Source organism: Alicyclobacillus dauci (assembly GCF_026651605.1).
GTDB lineage: Bacteria > Bacillota > Bacilli > Alicyclobacillales > Alicyclobacillaceae > Alicyclobacillus > Alicyclobacillus dauci.
This window is the reverse complement of sequence record NZ_CP104064.1, coordinates 4,126,105-4,144,888: the sequence shown is the minus strand read 5'-3', so window position 1 is coordinate 4,144,888 and position 18,784 is coordinate 4,126,105. Positions and strand designations below refer to the sequence as shown.

Sequence of the window (18,784 nt, the reverse complement as noted above, 5' to 3'; positions counted from 1 at the left end):
AGGGAAATCCGTATCATCGAGCGAATTAAAGAACAGCAGAGATGGTATGGAGAAAGGGAATCTGCGTATGCATCACTGGACTGTTACATCCGGGTTGCAACTGGTCTTGGTGGCTCTGCTCACGTTTCTGTTGAATCCGTTGCATTACGTGATCACGGCGTTCATCATTTGGGACCTTGTTTGTAATATCCGAAATGAACGTCTTTGGTTTGGTATACGCGTTACGCGAATCGTCAAACCTCTCGTCGTTCGCTACGTCAAGGCGTGTGTAGTTGGCGCCGTTGGTTCGGCTGCGTTACTGGCACTCGGTGCAGCGGTATCGTGGACAACCATCTTGTTTGTCACGGTGTTATCCCTGGTGCTAGGGGCCATCCGATCACGATTTACGTCCAGTTCCTTCGCCATCAGTGTCGCGGTTACACTGGCAGGGGTCGCGGGCATGTTTCAGTCACCGGGACCATCGTTCCTGTCATCCGCTCTCCGGTTTCTCCAGGGATTTGAGACGAAGAGTTGGTTGGCAATCGGCGTCGTCGCGGCGCTGGCGGAACTCTTGCTCCAGTGGTGGAACAAACGTGATGCTGTATTTCCGGCACTCATGACGAGTAAACGAGGCAGACGTATAGGTGCATTGAAAATCCAACTGGGATTTGTGATGCCCCTCATGCTATGGATGACGCCCATCAATCACGGCGCGGTTACGTTTTTCGGTGGTTTCCATCCTTGGTTAACATCGCCGCAGACGTCTTTAGGGATTTGTATCATACCGGTTGTGTTCGGACTTCACGGGCTGTTTACGGCACTCAAACCGGAGCGGGTGCTCGTTCAATGGAGATGGTGGAACCTTGCTCAAGCTGCCGTCCTGGCGGCGGGTTTTGCCGTTGAACAATGGACGAAGATCGACTTTGGTTGGCTGGCGGCGCCGGTGATGATCGCGCTAATCGAATGTGTCAGAAGTGTCTGGCGTCGTGTTGATGCCTCGTCGGAGCCACTGATTGCTCCGGACAATCGCGGTGTCATGGTTTTGTATACCATTCGCGATTCCCTAAGCGATAAACTCGGCTTGTTGCCGGGAGAAATTGTGACGCATGTGAATCAAACGCCAGTTCACACAGAGTATGATTTGCATTTTGCATTCGACCAGAATCCAGCCTACGCGAAATTTCAGATTATAGATACGCGTGGTGAAGTTCGGCTCGTAGGCAATCCGGTGTATGAGGGAGAACGCCATCAGCTGGGTTTAATCGTTGTCGTTCCAGGTGAACAGCCGGCCTTGGCACTGAAGCGTCCGCTTGGCTTTCTCGAAACAATGTACCTTCGCAGGAACCGCTAACGCGGCTTATAGACAATGAATGTGGATGAATGAGATATACAAACGGGTGAAAATAGGGTCTGCTTTGGAATGGGGGAGGAAGCAGTATGGATTTCGCAACCATTATTGGACTCATCGTGGCGGTTGTTGGCTTAGCATTTGGTTTTACTTTGGACGGAGGTTCACTTGCTTCATTGTGGCGATTGCCTGCGCTGGTGATTGTGTTCGGAGGTACAATTGGTGCAACTTTGCTAGGGAGCAGAATGAAGTCTTTTACGGGGATCGGGAAGTATTTAAAAATCGCGTTCTTTACAAAAGCCACCAATCCTCACGATACAATTGAGAGCCTGGTCAACTTAGCGATTCAAGCTCGACGCGAAGGGATCTTGGCACTTGAGGAAAACGTAGAGCAGTTGGATGATCAGTTTCTGAAAAATGGTGTTCGTCTCGTTGTTGACGGTGTTGACCCTGAGTTGGCAAAGCAGATGTTGGAAACCGAAATCTCCTACATAGAGCGCCGCCACGAAGCGGGAATTGGTATGTTTGAATCTGCCGGCGGTTTTGCCCCCACAATGGGTATTATCGGTACAGTGATGGGGTTGATCCACGTCCTCGGCAATCTGGATAATGTCTCTAAACTAGGACCCGAAATTGCTACCGCTTTTACTGCGACGCTTTACGGTGTTGCTAGCGCAAATATATTATGGTTGCCACTTGCTAATAAGTTGAAGGCTAGATCGGAAGATGAAGTCCTTGAGCGAGAGATGACGCTTGAAGGGATCTTGTCGATTCAAGCGGGTGAAAACCCAAATGTGCTGAAGCAAAAGCTTCTTTCGTTCCTAGCGTCGTCGCAACGCGAACGCAAGGGCAGGGCAGGTGAGGCAGATGCCGAGACCGCGGAAGCCTAGAAAGCCGCAGAACCATGAGCGTTGGCTGATTACATATTCGGATTTGATCACACTGTTGCTGGTCTTCTTTATCATCATGTATTCGATGTCCACGATTAGCCAAATTCGATTTCAGTCTCTTGTGAAATCCCTGCAGGCTGCCATGCATCAGAGCGACCAAGTCCCCCTCAACGGGATGGGGAAGACGGCGCTGCTGATGAGCGGCACTCAGGATAACGGGAGTCAACCGCCAAATCCAAATAATTACTCAAATCCGGCGGAGCAGACTAAGGCGAATCAGCAGGATCAGCAGCAGTTGAACAATCTCGCGCAGCTTGCGGAAAACTATGTCACGCAACACCATTTGCAGAACCAGGTTTCTATTGCGAATGAGTCGCGAGGCGTCCAGATCACGATGAAGGACGTGGCACTGTTCGATACGGGGCAAGCGGTCCTGCACCCGCAGGCGCAGAAGTTGATCAAAGGGTTTATCCCGCTTTTCAAATCACTGCCAAACAAGATTCTCGTCGAGGGGTACACGGACAATCAACCCATCACCACGGCCATTTACCCGTCTAACTGGGAACTGTCCGCCGCCCGTGCCATGAGTGTGGTTCACGTATTGTCGGATGGAGGGATTGATCCCTCACGGTTATCCGGTACAGGTTATGGGCAGTACAACAATGTCGCACCGAACAACAATAAGGCGAACATGCAGCTGAATCGGCGAGTGAACATTGTCATTTTGAAACAGGATGTTCAGCCGGGTACAGCCGCGTCGCAACCTAACACAAATCAATAACAATGTTTTCCTGAATCTCCATTGCGCCGTGCCGTCGCTTTACCCCACTCGGTACATTCACTATAATTTGTGATAGACAGTTACATCGCTCGCGAAAAAAGGGAACACTTGTTCCCTTTTTGTCGTGTGCATGGTAAGGTAAACCTGTTATTGCTGATGACAATCAATTACAACGGAATTTGACTTGACGGGAGGGCTCCGATTGTCAATGCAACCCGGAAAGTTTGAACTTGTTTCTGAATATAAGCCGCAAGGTGATCAGCCTGCGGCCATCGACGCACTTGTGGACGGGGTGGACTCTGGTCTGCGCCACCAAACCTTGCTCGGGGTTACCGGTTCTGGCAAGACGTTTACCATGGCGAATATCATTGCTGAAGTAAACCGGCCCACCCTAGTGATGGCCCATAATAAGACCCTTGCAGCACAGCTCGCCGCGGAGTTTCGCGAGTTTTTCCCAAACAACGCCGTCGAGTATTTTGTCAGTTACTACGATTACTACCAACCTGAAGCCTACATTCCTTCGACGGATACGTTTATCGAGAAGGATGCGAAAATCAACGACGAGATCGATAAACTTCGGCACTCTGCCACGGCGGCTATTTTGGAACGCAATGACGTCATCGTGGTGGCCAGTGTCTCCGCCATTTATGGTTTGGGTAGTCCGAAGGAGTACAGCGAGCACGTTCTCTCATTGCGTGTCGGTGCAACCATTGAGCGGAATCAGATTCTCCGTCGGCTCGTCGACATGCAGTACGAGCGGAATGACTTGAATTTTACTCGCGGCACATTTCGTGTGCGAGGTGACGTTGTGGAGATCTTCCCGGCATCCCGGGATGAAAATGCCGTTCGGGTGGAGTTGTTCGGGGATGAGATCGACCGAATTACCGAGATCCACGTGCTCACAGGGGAAGTCGTGGCACGTCGTTCACACGTCAGTATCTTCCCCGCGTCCCACTTCGTCACGTCCAGGCCCCGCTTGGAACAGGCCATGGCCCGCATCAAGGACGAGTTACGGGAACGTCTGCAGGAATTGCGCAGCAACGACAAGCTGCTGGAAGCGCAACGACTGGAACAGAGAACCATGTACGATCTTGAGATGATGATGGAAATAGGCTTCTGTTCAGGCATCGAGAACTATTCACGGCACCTTGAAGGCCGGGGTGCCGGCGAACCGCCGAACACCCTCCTGGACTATTTCCCGCCGGGATTCCTGACTCTGGTGGACGAATCCCACGTCAGCCTGCCGCAAATTCGCGGGATGTACGGCGGTGACCGATCGCGGAAGCTAACGCTTATTGAGCATGGATTCCGCCTGCCATCGGCTGCCGACAACCGGCCACTCACGTTCGAGGAGTTTGAGCGCACGGTCGGGCAGTGTATTTACGTCAGTGCCACTCCGGGTCCGTACGAAGAGGAGCATCAGCAGCGAATCGTCGAGCAGATCATTCGACCCACGGGACTCCTGGATCCGACGATCACGGTCCGGCCCATCAAAGGCCAAATTGACGATCTCGTCGGTGAAATCCGCGAACGCATTCGCCGCAGTGAACGCGTCCTTGTGACCACGCTGACGAAAAAGATGGCCGAGGACTTGACGGATTACTTGAAGGAGATCGGGATCAAGGTTCGCTACCTGCACTCGGATATCAAGACGATCGAGCGGATGGTCATTCTGCGCGATTTGCGCAAAGGTGTCTTCGACGTACTCGTGGGCATTAACTTACTCCGCGAGGGACTTGACTTGCCGGAAGTGTCGCTCGTTGCCATCCTCGACGCGGACAAGGAAGGTTTCCTTCGCGCACATCGCTCGCTCATTCAGACTATTGGTCGCGCGGCTCGGAATGCCAACGGTGCCGTCATCATGTATGCCGACAAGATTACGGACTCCATGCGTATCGCCATCGATGAGACAGAGCGTCGCCGGGAGAAGCAAATTGCCTTCAACGAGTTGCACGGGATTGTGCCGACGACCATTCACAAGGCGGTGCGCGACGTGATCGAATCGACGAAGGTCGCGGAGGAAGCCGAAGATTACGTAAGCGTGGCCGAACAGGCACAATCGCTTGGCAAGCGCGAACGGAAAGACCTCATTGCAAAACTGGAACAAGAAATGCGCGAAGCCGCGAAGCAGTTGCAGTTCGAGCGAGCAGCTCAGTTGCGCGATATGATTTCGGAGTTAGTGGACGCTTCGTAAGCGCGGCCTAAGTTAAATAGATGTTCGACGAGATGGAAGCACTGCTGCGGAAACACCCAGTGTCACCCTTGTCGGGCAACCTGTTGAGGGATGTGAACCTTTTGCCACAAGACTATATACACGTGCGTGGAGCGCGTGCGCACAATTTGAAGAACGTAAGTGTACGTATTCCACGGGACCAGTTTGTTGTCGTGACGGGTCTGAGTGGGTCAGGAAAATCTTCGCTCGCTTTTGACACGATTTACGCAGAGGGACAACGGCGGTATGTGGAGTCCCTTTCGGCGTATGCCCGTCAATTCCTTGGGCAGATGGACAAGCCAGATGTGGACGGTATCGACGGTTTGTCACCCGCCATTTCCATCGATCAGAAAACCACGAGCCGCAACCCGAGGTCGACTGTGGGCACCGTGACGGAAATTTACGACTACCTGCGTCTGCTGTTCGCGCGAGTAGGTCATCCGTACTGCCCCAATTGCGATATCCCCATCACGTCTCAGACGGTCGAGCAGATGGTGGACCGTATTATGCAGCTTCCGGAGCGGACTCGTCTGCAAATTCTTGCTCCGGTTGTCCGCGGCCGCAAAGGTGAACACCAGAAAGTCATCGAGCAGATGCGCAAAGGCGGCTATGTTCGGCTCCGTGTTGACGGTGAAGTTCGTGAGTTGGACGAAGACATCCAACTGGAGAAAAACAAAAAGCACAATCTCGAAGTCGTCGTCGACCGAATTGTCCTACGTGACGACGTGCAAAGCCGCCTCGCGGATTCCTTGGAATCAGCGCTGAGTTTGGGTGGAGGCATCGTTCTCGTCGAAGTCATCGACGGGGAAGAGTTGATGTTCAGCCAGAACATGGCCTGCCCGAATTGCGGGTTCAGCGTGGATGAGCTTGCGCCGCGCATGTTCTCGTTCAACAGCCCTTTCGGTGCGTGCGAGACCTGTTCGGGACTGGGCGTCAACATGGAAGTTGACGAAGACCTTGTGGTGCCGAATCCATCGCTCACGATTTCCGATGGAGGTATTGTTCCATGGGCGGGATCGACATCGACGTACTATCCGCAGTTGCTGAACGCGGCCTGTAAGGCCTTTGGGATCGATACGGAAGTACCCATTGCCGATCTGCCGAAAGAAGCACTGCAAAAGATTTTTTACGGCACGGGTGAAGCTATCGAGTTCGCGTACGAGAACGACTTTGGCCAGCGAAAGGCGGCTCGTATCCCGTTTGAAGGAGTCATTCCGAACTTGGAGCGGAGATATCGCGACACGGCGTCAGACTCCATTCGCGAGTTCATTGAGTCGTTTATGAGCGCAAAGCCGTGCCCAGCGTGCAAAGGGAGTCGACTGAAGCCGCAGAGCCTGGCGGTTCGGATCAATGATCGGAACATTTCGGAGGTCACTGACCACTCCGTCGTCGAGGCCTTGGAATATTTCACATCACTGAGTCTCTCCGACAAGGAGATGCAAATCGCTCGCCAGATTCTCAAAGAAATTGAGAGCCGACTCGGATTCCTCAGGGACGTGGGGCTCGACTACTTGACCCTGTCCCGATCCGCCGGAACGCTCTCCGGGGGCGAAGCGCAGCGTATTCGACTGGCCACACAGCTCGGTTCATCGCTGATGGGCGTCCTGTACATTCTGGACGAGCCGAGTATCGGCCTGCACCAGCGCGACAACGAACGGCTCATTCGCACGCTGGAAAACATGCGCGATCTAGGCAACACCCTCATCGTCGTCGAACACGACGAAGACACGATGATGGCGTGTGATTACATCATCGACATGGGCAAAGGGGCCGGCGTCCACGGCGGTGAGGTCATCGCGCAAGGCACGCCAAAGCAGATCATGGAGGACTCGGAGTCGGTGACTGGACAATACTTATCGGGTCGTCGGTTCATTCCCGTTCCGGAAAAGCGGAGAAAGCCGGATGGTCGCTGGATCGAAATCAAGAAGGCTCGGGAAAACAACTTGAAAAACGTCACGGTGAAGATCCCTATCGGCGTCTTGACGTGTGTGACGGGCGTATCGGGCTCCGGCAAGTCGACACTCGTCAACGAAATTCTGCACAAGGCACTGGCGCGCGATCTCAACCGTGCCCGCGTTCGCCCTGGAGCACACGACGCTATTCTGGGACTGGAGCACCTCGACAAAGTCGTCGATATTGACCAATCGCCCATCGGTCGAACACCGAGATCGAACCCGGCAACGTACACAGGCGTGTTCGACGACATTCGCGATCTGTTCGCCACGACAAACGAAGCCAAGATGCGCGGCTACAAGAAGGGCCGGTTCAGCTTCAACGTCCGCGGCGGTCGCTGTGAGGCGTGTCGAGGAGACGGTATCATCAAAATCGAAATGCACTTCCTTCCGGACGTGTACGTCCCCTGCGAAGTGTGCAAAGGCAAGCGCTACAACCGGGAAACACTAGAGGTTCGATACAAAGGGAAAAACATCTCAGAAGTGCTCGACATGACGGTCGAGGATGCCGTCAGTTTCTTCGAGAACATCCCGCGTATCGCACGGAAGATGCAGACGCTGATGGACGTCGGGCTCGGGTACATGCGCTTGGGACAGCCGGCAACAACGCTGTCTGGCGGTGAGGCTCAGCGCGTCAAACTCGCCTCCGAACTGCACCGACGCAGTACAGGCCGAACGTTGTACATTTTGGACGAACCGACAACTGGGCTGCACGTTGCGGACATCGAGCGACTCTTGACCGTTTTGCACCGCCTGGTTGACAATGGAGACACTGTTCTCATCATTGAGCACAATTTGGACGTGATCAAAACGGCAGACTACCTGGTGGATCTCGGACCTGAAGGTGGGGATCGAGGCGGGCAACTGGTTGGAGCCGGCACACCAGAAGCGATTTGTAAGGTGGAGGACTCCTATACTGGACGGTTCCTGGGGCCAATTCTTGAGCGCGATATTGCTCGTGCAAAACTGCAGCAAGATACCAAGATGGAAGTCGACATGTCTCTCAAATCATAGGGGTGGGGATTCGATTTGACCGAAGAACGCGGTGTCAGCGTTAGGCAATTGGTAAAAGACCTAGACTTGCATGTTTTTAATGAAGACGCCGACTTGGACCGCGTCATTGAGACCCTGGACATCAACCGTCCGGGTCTGGCTTTGGCTGGTTATTTGCGTTATTATCCGGCGGAACGCGTTCAAGTTCTGGGACGAACGGAGTTGTCCTTCCTTCGCGGGATGAACGAGCGTGAGCAGGCTCTGCGCGTCTTTGCTTTTTGTTCCTATCAACAGACACCATGCATTCTGGTAACGCGCGGAGATACGCCGCCACCGACATTGCTACAAGAAGCTGCGGCAAAGCATATACCGGTGCTGGGAACAAACATGGTGACAACGAGGCTGACGGCTACGCTGTCGACGTATCTAGAAGAGCGTCTGGCACCGGAAACGTTGGTTCACGGTGTCTTAGTCGATGTCTACGGTATCGGGATTCTCATCACCGGATCGAGTGGGATTGGTAAAAGCGAAACTGGGCTGGAACTGATCAAACGAGGGCATCGTCTCGTCGCCGATGACGCGGTCGTCATTCGTCAAATCTCCGATGAGAGTCTCATCGGCAGTGCACCGCCTCTCCTTCAGCATCTGCTCGAAATTCGCGGCCTCGGCGTGCTCAACGCCATGACCTTGTTTGGGGCAGGTGCGGTGCGTACGCACAAGAAGATCGCCATGGTCATCCACCTCGAGGCGTGGAAAGAAAATGTCGCATACGACAGGCTCGGCATTGATCAGCAGACGATGAAAATTCTCGATCTCGACGTCCCACTCGTCACCGTCCCAGTAAGACCAGGCCGAAACCTGGCCGTCATCGTGGAAGTTGCTGCCATGAACTTCCGACTCAAAGCCATGGGATATGACGCGGCTAAAACGTTCACAGATGAGCTCTCGCAAGCCATTGCCGCACAGACGAAACAAAACGATTAAAGCATGACTGGCGTGTTCGGCCGTGTCACTTAGGGGTCAAGGTCGCCGGGTAAGCGACTTTGGTTCCCTTGTTACTGGGAATGCCTCAATGAATCAAGAGCAAGGGAAGTAAATTTTCGCCTAATCCCCTGGCCTCCCCGCCGCACCCGAAAGGGCGGTGCGAGAGCCACTCCCAGGTCTACACCGCGCACACAATAATTAAGAAAAACTTTCCTAAAAAGCAATTGACTCTCCCAATGTTTTCGTTTACACTCACCTTGTAACCAAATTATAGTTTTTCTGGAGGTGTCCATCAGCGTGACTTTTACACATTGCCACCTGTAACCAATTGAATATTGGGTTACGACTTTCTTGGTGAAACTGCGCTGAGGAAGTACGGGCAATGTAATGTGTCTGGTGGAGCAACCGTTTTTCTCATACATGTCACGACAACTGCACACGAATCACACATTGCGTGGATGGCGATGAAAGCCGTTGTGCGCTTTTTTTGCGTCTACGTTCGATCACGATAGCGGCATTGCCCTACTTCCTCGACCACAGTTTTCTGTGGTCTTTTTTTAATTTATTACATGTTAGAGGAGTAGGTTGAATATGTACAATTATTACTTGAGTGAATGTCTACGTAGATACCAACAAGCGGAGGTAGAGAAGCGGGCACGGAACTATTGGATGTTTGCCCATTTGAAAAATGGCAAGAAGAAACAGTCCGTAGCAACACATGAGGTGTCGGAAGGTAAACCGGCGTTAGGGGGGGTCAAAACCTAGTACAGATGAGTACCAGGCCTCCGAGTTGATTTCGGAGGCCTTTTTTTCGGCAGTATCTTACATGCGACAAATTGACGAACGGACAAGGATTTGCACTAAAAATGTCGAAACCATTTCGCTGTGCAATTTGTTATCGTTAGGGAGGCCTGCGAAGTGAAATGGACAGCGGCCCTGCAAGCGGTAAAAACCAAGCTTGCTACCGCTCGCCCGAAAGTTAAGGCGACGCACAGATGGAAGACGACCGGTACATCGACAACCCTACTGAAATTCAAATCTCCACGTCTGTTCATTGCGGGTACCACCAGTTTACTGGTAATCGGCAGTGGTGCCGTTCTGATATCGTCACATGTTCAAGCATCCAAGTCATGCCTACAAATCTACCGCGATGGACAATACATTGGACTGGTCCCGAACAATCCGGAGACCGTTGACACAATGAACCGAGTGGCTGCTGGCTATGGCGTTCAATTTGAGTCGACGCCTGTCTATACACAGGTTCGAGAGAACTATCCGTGGCAGCGTGTTGAATCGTTCCCAACGGCGGCGGCAGTGATCGAGTTGAACAATCAGCCCCTCGTCTACACAACGTCAACCGAATCCGCAAATCAAGTGTTGAACAACGTAAAACAGGCGCTCGCAGGTGACATCAAGTCGGCCTCACATGTCACGACGTCGTTTGTTGGAGATGTGAAGGTTGTTGCGACGACGATCGGGATCGCTGACATTGTCCAACCAAGTGACGCGACGCGGCTCCTCCTTCATCCCCAATCAACCGATCCCATGTCGGGACGTGCTTCTTCACCAGCCGCACAGCTGAACAGCGGATCGCATCAGGCAACAACGCAACGTCCAGCTCTTTCGGTTCAGACACACGCGACGGTGACGAAGACTGTCTCTTTACCCTACCACGTAAAGTATGTGAAGGATTCCCAACTTGCTAAGGGTGACAAAAAGGTTGTAACGGACGGCAAGTGTGGAACGCAAAAAGAAACCGTGTCAGAAATCTACCTCAATGGTCAGCAAACAGCTGAGCATGTCCTCACCAAGGATACCGTCACACAACCGGTTGACGAAGTTGTCAAACTGGGAACGAACGCAGGCGTCGCGAGTGGCGGCTGGATTTGGCCCACAGACTCCCATTTGATCACGTCGCCATTTGGGTATCGCAGCTTCGGCGGTGGCCAGTTCCACCCGGGAATAGACATTGGCGTACCTACGGGAACAACGATTCACGCGACGAATGACGGGACAGTCATCTCCGCCGGATGGAACTCAGGTGGATATGGAAATTGGGTCGAGATCGACAATGGAAGCGGAATTACGACCGTGTTTGGGCACATGTCCCGAGTGGCTGTGCACAACGGCGAAGTGGTGTCGAAGGGCGAGGTCATCGGTTATTCAGGTGAGTCCGGTGAAGCGACGGGACCGCACTTGCACTACGAAGTTCGCATGAACGGCACGGCAGTGAACCCGATGCCATATACCTAATCCGTCACATGACGCGGGCCCCCGTTGGGGGCCTGTTTTGTTGGTGGCGGGGCCGGGGAGCCGGGGGAGCCGGGGAACGGCAAGCGGGCGAGCGAAGGTACCTACGTTCCCTAGTTGGTCACACTGCTGCTCCCACCACCGCCAACAAGGGATCAGGAGGCCGTTGATGCCTCTGTTGAGCCGTCTGGTCAGTGACAAACTGCCCAACAAGGGAACTGCATGGAACTGCATGGCCTTATACAATCTCGGGTGACCCGATTGCTTCGATAAGGGTCTGGCATTCTGCTATTTGCGCACTTCGTATGTAAGACCCTGAGGCTCATGCGGGGGCAAGGCGGGGCACGGGAGGAGCCGGGAGACGGCAACCGGGAGAGCGAAGGTACCTGCGTTCCTTAGTTGGTCACACTGCTGCTCCCACCACCGCCAACAAGGGATCAAGAGACCGTTGATGCCTCTGTCCAGCCACTCGATTTGTTCAACAAGCGCCTGGGATTCCTCTATTCTGTACACTCCGAAACAAACCTTAAAATTCCACGGCTTGTCTATTTGCGTCAGGTTACCCCAGAGTCCATCTGTACAACCCTCGTTGGCCCCCAAACAATCACACCAGGCTCGTAAACCGGAAATTACGCTCGCCATCACCCATACTTAACTGAATACATGACAAGGGGGGCTTCCACCATGGGACAGCCCCCGCATTACAAAGGCCGGCGCCGCCCGGCTCGGCCGTGTACCGGCACCTGGATCAGCCACGGCGCGCGGCCCGCGCCACTCGCACGGCCCGGCCGTGCACCGGCACCCGCCGGCCGCCCCAGCGCGCCGACGGCGCCAGCATCGACCTTACATCTCCGTCGGGGCATCCAGTCCGATGAGGAAGAGTGCTTTCGCCAGGACCTTGCGCGTTGCGAGGGTCAGGGCTAAGCGTTGATCCCGCCTATCGGCCTCCGCTTGGAGAATTGGGTTGTGGTGGTAAAAGCGATTGAAGGCGTGACAGACTTGTAAGATGTAGCGGGCCATGACGGACGGATCGTATTCGTCTACGGCCCGAGTCAAGGCTTCGTTTGCCTGTCCGAGTTGGAAGACGAGGCCCCACTCCGTTTCAGACATCGATCCGCTGTCGACAAACGAGATTTCGCCTTCGCTCTTGTTGGCTTTGCGGAGCACGCTGCATGCGCGTGCGTGCGTGTATTGAACGTATGGGCCCGTTTCGCCGTCGAAATTGAGGACGTCTTCGTAGCGGAAATCGACGTCGTGGACGCGGTAGGTTTTGAGATCGTTGAAGACGACCGCACCCACACCTACGCTGCGAGCGACTTCTTCCTTGTTCGGCAAGGTTGGGTTCTTCTCGTCGATAATCTGTTGCGCCTCATCGATGGCCCGTTTGAGGACGTCTTCCAAATACACAATATGGCCGCGGCGAGTGGAGAGGCGTTCTCCATTGTAGCTCATAAACCCGAAGGCCACGTGTGTGCAGTTGTTCGCGTACGATCTGCCCATGAGTTCAAGTACCTTGAACAACTGTTGGAAGTGCAGTCTCTGCTCTCCTCCGACGACATAGACCAGTTTGTCCGCGCCCAAATTGCGGTGGCGATAGTCGGCTGCGGCGAGATCGCGAGTTGCGTAGATGGATGTGCCGTCCGACTTTTTGATGATGGCTGGGGGCATGTCGTATGCGCTGAGATCGACAACCTCGGCACCCTCGTCTTTGACGAGAAGACCTTTATCACGGAGTTCCTGGACAACGGGTTCCATTTTGTCGTTGTAGAAACTTTCTCCAAGATAGTGATCAAATTGAACGCCGAGCAAGTCGTACGTCTCTTTGAACGCCTTGAGGCTTTCGTCGATAAACCATTGCCACAAGTGGACTGCCTTCTCGTTACCTTCTTCGAGTTCCTTAAACCAGTGGCGGCCTTCGTCTTCGAGCTCCGGATTCGTCTTCGCCTCGTCATGGAAACGGACGTACAGCTTCAACAGTTCTCGAACCGGATTGGCCCGGACGGCGTCTTCGTCGCCCCAGTGTAAGTATGCCGCGATGATCTTGCCGAACTGTGTTCCCCAGTCACCTAGGTGATTGACCCCGACCACTTCGTAGCCGTCTTCGCGCATGAGACGGACGATGGATTCGCCGATGATCGTCGAACGCAAATGTCCAACACTGAATGGCTTGGCGATGTTCGGTGATGAGTAGTCGACAGCGGCTTTGAGGCCTTTGCCTCGATCCGCTGAAAACAATCGATGTGTGTCGGTTAGCGCGGATTGAATGATGTCTTGTGCAAAGATACTGCGGTTTAGCGAAATATTTAAGAAGCCGCCGGTTGGATTGACCGCATCGACTTCTGGTAGTTGTTGCAGGATGGATGCGAGGTCTTCGGCAATCTGTACAGGATTTTTCCGAAGACTCTTTGCCAGCTTGAAGCAGGGCAGAGCCAAATCGCCCAACTGGGGATTTGGTGGGTATTCGAGCATTTGAACGAGATCGGCTTCTGTTAATCCCGTTGGTTGTACGAGTGCTTTTGCTATTGTGTTTTTGACGGCCTTCACCGATCATCCTCCTATATTCCACTGAGCGTCGCTCACAAATACTCTTCCGTTGGCAATGTTTTCGGCTGTACGCAGGCAATTCTGCACTCATGCACCAGCCGATCTGTAACCGATTCTACATTATAGCATGAGGCTTAACGTATAGTGTACTTCGCTCGACCATGCAGATGTGGTATACTTTTTTCACCAGTTCACATAACTCGGATTCGCTCATCATTGCGGGCTACAACAAATGACCTACAAACTGACTGGTGGTATAGGAGGTGCCTTATGGACACTCGTCATTCTCGCGATAAATCTGGCGACAGAAGCAGCAACGTCATTGCGATGAACTTTGATGCAACATACTTCTTTGAGCGTGGCGTCCGCTTTTTGCAGCGGAATGAATTGAGCAAGGCCCTCAGAGCGTTCAGAAAAACGGTTGAATACGAACCAAACAACCCGGTTAACTATTGCAACTTAGCGGGTGTACTCTCTGAAATGGGCGATTTTCAAGCGTCCAATGAATTACTTGAACATGTGCTTCGCGAATTAGATCCGAATATGGCTGAGTGTCAATTTTACCTCGCGAATAACTACGCGAACATGGGTGAATACGACACGGCAGAGGAATATGTACTTCGCTATCTCGATGCGGATCCTGACGGGGAATACGCGGAAGATGCGGAGGAAATGCTCGGCGTCTTGATGGATGAATTTGGCGGCGGTCGAGTGTTTGAAAAGTGGCAGGAAGAGAAACGGCAGAGTGATGTTGTCGCCGCTACGAAAGATGGACGGTATTTCTTGGAGAACGGTCAGTTTGAAGCTGCCGTTGAGTGGCTGGAACAGGTCATTCAAAAGGAACCCGAAAACTACGCAGCGTACAACAATCTGTGCTTGGCCTACTATTACACAGGGCAGCACGACAAGGCATTGGCCATGGCCGATGATGTTCTCTATCGACAACCGGATAACATTCACGCGCTGTGCAATCGTGCGATTTTAATTAAGCACTTTGGCTGGGCGGACGTGCTGGAAGCAGCAGCGGAACCCCTGCGCAAAGTGTTTCCACTCCATTACGATCTCGCCATGAAAGTAGGCACAACACTCGGCATCATTGGATATCATGCGGATGCACTGGCCAAATTTCGCCGTCTGCTTCGGTTCATGACCCCGCCTGAACCTGTATTGCTTCACGCCGCGGCAGCGGCAGCGGCGAACAGTAGGCAGTGGGCCATTGCGGAACGGTACTGGAGTCAACTCGTGCGTGACATTGATTATCGAGCCGTGGGCGAATATTATCTCCGCCGTTTGGCAGAGGCCCGCAGCGCGGCTGATGTTGATTGGCGAGTGAGCTATCAACTCGATTTACCTGTTGAAGCGCAACTGGCTGAAGTGAAGGATAAGCTGAAAGACGACGACTTAGATGCATGGCGTCGCGATCCGCTTGTACGTGCCTCGCTCTACTGGGGCCTGCGCCACGGGAACCACGAGACTCGTCGGCGCGTCATTCGGGCTTTGGCGGTTGTCGCCGACAGCGATGCGGAGAAAGCATTGCGGTTGTTCGTTGGCCGAAATGACATTGACGCGACGTCACGTCTTCATGCGCTGGTTGCGTTGAAGCGCATCAACGCACAGGGAACCGTCCACATCAATGTGAACGGCGAGTGGCAAGAGATTCAGCTTGAAGAGGTGGACTCAAATATTATTTTCGAGTTGAATCCGAACTGGCGCGCAGTCTGGGAACGAACCGAGGGATGGCTTGAGGCACATCATTTAGGGCGATTGATTCCCGAAGCGAAGCGCCTTTGGCTTACTTACTTGTATGATATGTTTTTGCATGTAAATCGCCGGATTGGAAAGACAGATATATGGGTGGCAGGTCTGCTTTATATCACCCTGCGGTATTTTGGCGTTCCGGTCGTCCAACGCGAATTGGCTGAAGAATTCAAGGTGGCGCCGTCATCGATTCGAAAATGCAGTCTTCGCTTGGAACAGATCCTGCTGTCGGCTGGAATATGATCGCTATTTAGGGGTGTCCGACCCCCATGGGGGCCCGCGGTCGGATACACTATTTACGTGAACCGCGAGAAAAAAATCAGGCTGTCACAATTTTTTAATGGGTTTGTAACACGTTTGAAATATGGGAAGGTTAGGATACAGATGTAGCACATTTGACCCCCTTTTAACATATTTCATTTGGGCGCCTGGCTGGGCGCCCGCTTTTTTGTGTTCTCCCATTCCACCGCTGAGGCTTCTCAACTGGTGAATCGATTATTGACATGCTATTCTTTTCACGAGTGAGGTGGACGGGTTGCAAATTATTGTCAACTGTTTTGTGCCATGGCAGGACGGCTTCGTCATGCTGCAGAAGCCGCGTCGCGGCTGGTGGTATTTGCCGGGCGGGAAAGTAGAGGACGACGAATTGTGGCGGCATGGTGCCATGCGTGAGTTCAGCGAAGAATCGGGTCTTACCTTGTCTGACGCGACGCTCCGAGGGATTTATCGTGTCAGCATCGCTGCGGGTCAAGAGAGTCACGCCAAAGAACGCATCATTGCCCAGTTCGTCGGGCACGGAGCCAGTGGTACATTACTCGACGAGCATCGCGAGGGAAAACTTTCGGTCATCAAGGCGGGGGAAATCGGGAACTTGCCGATGGACGAGGGTGATCGGTTGATGGTCTATCATACACTAGCCGCCGAGATGCGTGGAGATGGGGTCGTATTCTTCGGGCGTTTTTCATATGATTCGGATCATCAGGTAGAGAGTTGGACGATAGACCCAGGAAACTATCCCATACCGTTTGATTCTTCGTTACTGACTGGGGGAGAGACGTGATGACAGCGCGCCTGCAAACAGTGATTCTGACCGGTATGTCTGGTGCAGGGAAATCCGTCGCAATGCAAGCCCTTGAAGATGTTGGTTTCTTCTGTGTGGACAATTTGCCGCCCGCTTTGATGCCACGGCTGTTAGATATGGCTGAGCACGCATCGGGCTCGCTCAACAAAGTGGCATTCGCGTGCGATTTGCGCGGCGGTGCACTGTTTGAACCGCTGCTGCTAACTGTTGAAGAGCTACGTCAACGCAAAGATATGGATACGATGCTGGTATTCTTAGACGCGAACGAGGCAACACTTGTTCGCCGATATAAGGAGTCTCGCCGACGTCATCCGCTTTCACCAGGATCGAGGCTACCGGAAAGCATTCAGCAGGAGCGGACGGTTTTAGCTGCTGTTCGTCGCGCTGCGGATATCGTGATCGACACGAGTGATATGGCGACCGGGACGCTCAAACAGGAGTTGACCCGCCGATTTCACGCGCATGCTGCCCGGATGCCCGTTCATGTGGTTTCATTTGGGTTTAAGTATGGGGTCCCCCTGGACGCCGATATGATTTTCGACGTTCGATTTTTACCTAATCCGCACTATGTTGATGAGTTGCGGCCATTTACGGGGGAAGACCAGCCTGTGTACGATTATGTCATGCAGTGGCCTGCGACACAGCAGTTTGTTTCCAAGGCAGAGGACATGCTCGACTTTCTGCTGCCGGAGTATCACCGTGAGGGGAAGAGCCACCTCGTTGTCGGCGTTGGCTGCACTGGCGGCAAGCATCGATCCGTCGCAATCGCCAAACATATCGCCAATCATCTACGACAGACTGCGGATGTGGAGTTGACTCACCGTGATCGGGGCAGGGAGGGATAATCCATGCGCCAGTGGTGGTTACTCGCGTGGACCATCGCCTGTTTCGGGGTAGGTATCCTCGCGGGCGTTCTGCGGCTTTCGAGGTGGCCGCACGCAGTTGCACTCGGTATCGCCGTCCTGGTTGCGGCCATCGTGCTGCTCGCGTTCGGCTGGTGGTCGGACATTCGACAAGCTAGAAGACAGGCGAAGTGGGAAGAGCGGCGGCTGAAAATCGTAGCAATGGGTGGCGGCACGGGGTTGTCCACCATTTTGCGCGGGTTGAAAGAATTTCAAGTCGATTTGACAGCCGTTGTCACCGTCGCCGATGATGGCGGCAGCTCCGGACGTCTGAGGAATGATTTTGCCATGCCTCCGCCAGGCGATATCCGCAACTGTCTCGTTGCAATGGCTGATACGGAACCGTTGCTCGAACGCTTGTTGCAGTTTCGCTTTCCGTCGGGGGAAGGGCTCGAGGGTCACAGCTTTGGAAATCTGTTTTTGGCGGCCATGACACACATCATGGGGGATTTTGAGTCCGCTATTCGGGAAACCAGTCGAGTTCTCGCCGTGCGGGGGCAAGTTTTACCTGCCGTGAAGGAAGATGTACGTCTTCGGGCGTATTTAACAAATGGGACCGTCGTTGAAGGAGAGTCCAATATTCCGGAAGCGGGCGGTGAGGTTGAACGGCTCGAACTTGTACCGAGCGAACTAGAACCTCTACCTGAAGTCCTGAAAGCGATCGAATCAGCGGACGCCATTGTAGTGGGCCCCGGGAGTCTCTATACGAGCGTTCTTCCGAACTTATTGGTACCTGGCATTGCCGATGCAATTCGAAAGAGCAACGCACGCAAGATTTATGTGTGCAACGTCATGACACAGCCGGGTGAGACGGATGACTTGTCCGCGTCAAGCCATGTGAAGGCCATTTACCGACACGTGGGCGATGATTTATTCGACTACGTCTTAGTCAACGCTGCGCCGCTTCCAGAGGAAGCTTTGCAACAATATCAAGCACAACACAGCTATCCGGTTCGTGTCGATATCGAGGAATTGAACCGAATTGGGCTGAAAGTGGTGGCACGGGATTTCGTTCACTACGCGACTTATGCTCGTCACGACAGTCGGAAAATTGCTGAACAAGTCGTGAGCCTGATGGGATACGAGCGCGATAGACGGCGGGGATAGGAG

At 53.4% G+C, this 18,784-nt stretch carries 12 protein-coding genes; 11 read left to right on the top strand and 1 reads right to left on the bottom strand.

Features of this window, described 5'->3' with window-relative positions:
• The first annotated feature begins 46 nt into the window (after nt 1-46).
• From NZD86_RS20745 to NZD86_RS20715, 7 genes are all read left to right on the top strand, one after another.
• Nucleotides 47-1,330: a PDZ domain-containing protein gene (locus NZD86_RS20745; protein ID WP_268043961.1), complete on the top strand. Its 1,284-nt coding sequence runs from the start codon at nt 47-49 to the stop codon at nt 1,328-1,330.
• Between the two features lie 86 nt (nt 1,331-1,416).
• Nucleotides 1,417-2,217 (top strand): flagellar motor protein, encoded by an 801-nt coding sequence (locus tag NZD86_RS20740; RefSeq protein WP_268043960.1) that lies wholly within the window; start codon nt 1,417-1,419, stop codon nt 2,215-2,217.
• The gene (locus NZD86_RS20735) at nt 2,195-2,998 is read left to right on the top strand and encodes a flagellar motor protein MotB (protein WP_268043959.1); all 804 of its coding nucleotides are present in this window, start codon (nt 2,195-2,197) and stop codon (nt 2,996-2,998) included. The genes NZD86_RS20740 and NZD86_RS20735 overlap by 23 nt, the downstream gene beginning before the upstream one ends.
• Before the next feature lie 208 nt (nt 2,999-3,206).
• Nucleotides 3,207-5,192 (top strand): excinuclease ABC subunit UvrB, encoded by a 1,986-nt coding sequence (uvrB, locus tag NZD86_RS20730; protein ID WP_268046989.1) that lies wholly within the window; start codon nt 3,207-3,209, stop codon nt 5,190-5,192.
• Between the two features lie 101 nt (nt 5,193-5,293).
• Nucleotides 5,294-8,176, top strand: coding sequence for an excinuclease ABC subunit UvrA (uvrA, locus tag NZD86_RS20725; protein WP_268046988.1), 2,883 nt, complete (start codon nt 5,294-5,296; stop codon nt 8,174-8,176).
• A 15-nt stretch (nt 8,177-8,191) separates the two neighbouring features.
• The gene (gene hprK / locus NZD86_RS20720; RefSeq protein ID WP_268043958.1) at nt 8,192-9,139 is read left to right on the top strand and encodes an HPr(Ser) kinase/phosphatase; all 948 of its coding nucleotides are present in this window, start codon (nt 8,192-8,194) and stop codon (nt 9,137-9,139) included.
• A gap of 918 nt (nt 9,140-10,057) precedes the next feature.
• Entirely contained in the window at nt 10,058-11,392 is a 1,335-nt protein-coding gene (locus NZD86_RS20715) for a peptidoglycan DD-metalloendopeptidase family protein (RefSeq protein WP_268043956.1), read from the top strand.
• 840 nt (nt 11,393-12,232) lie between these two features.
• Here the strand turns inward: NZD86_RS20715 and argS are convergent.
• Nucleotides 12,233-13,933 carry an arginine--tRNA ligase gene (gene argS, locus NZD86_RS20710; RefSeq protein ID WP_268043955.1) on the bottom strand — a complete coding sequence of 567 codons (1,701 nt, stop codon included), beginning with the start codon at nt 13,931-13,933 and terminating at the stop codon, nt 12,233-12,235.
• 270 nt (nt 13,934-14,203) lie between these two features.
• Between argS and NZD86_RS20705 the strand changes: the two genes are divergently transcribed.
• The 4 genes from NZD86_RS20705 to NZD86_RS20690 all read left to right on the top strand — a co-directional run bounded on the left by NZD86_RS20705 (nt 14,204) and on the right by NZD86_RS20690 (nt 18,781).
• Nucleotides 14,204-15,934: a tetratricopeptide repeat protein gene (locus NZD86_RS20705; protein WP_268043954.1), complete on the top strand. Its 1,731-nt coding sequence runs from the start codon at nt 14,204-14,206 to the stop codon at nt 15,932-15,934.
• A 283-nt stretch (nt 15,935-16,217) separates the two neighbouring features.
• The gene (locus NZD86_RS20700) at nt 16,218-16,751 is read left to right on the top strand and encodes an NUDIX domain-containing protein (protein ID WP_268043953.1); all 534 of its coding nucleotides are present in this window, start codon (nt 16,218-16,220) and stop codon (nt 16,749-16,751) included.
• Entirely contained in the window at nt 16,751-17,617 is an 867-nt protein-coding gene (gene rapZ / locus NZD86_RS20695) for an RNase adapter RapZ (RefSeq protein WP_268043952.1), read from the top strand. The genes NZD86_RS20700 and rapZ overlap by 1 nt, the downstream gene beginning before the upstream one ends.
• Before the next feature lie 3 nt (nt 17,618-17,620).
• Complete coding sequence (locus NZD86_RS20690) at nt 17,621-18,781, top strand: gluconeogenesis factor YvcK family protein (RefSeq protein WP_326492609.1); 1,161 nt, start codon at nt 17,621-17,623, stop codon at nt 18,779-18,781.
• Nucleotides 18,782-18,784 lie beyond the last annotated feature (3 nt).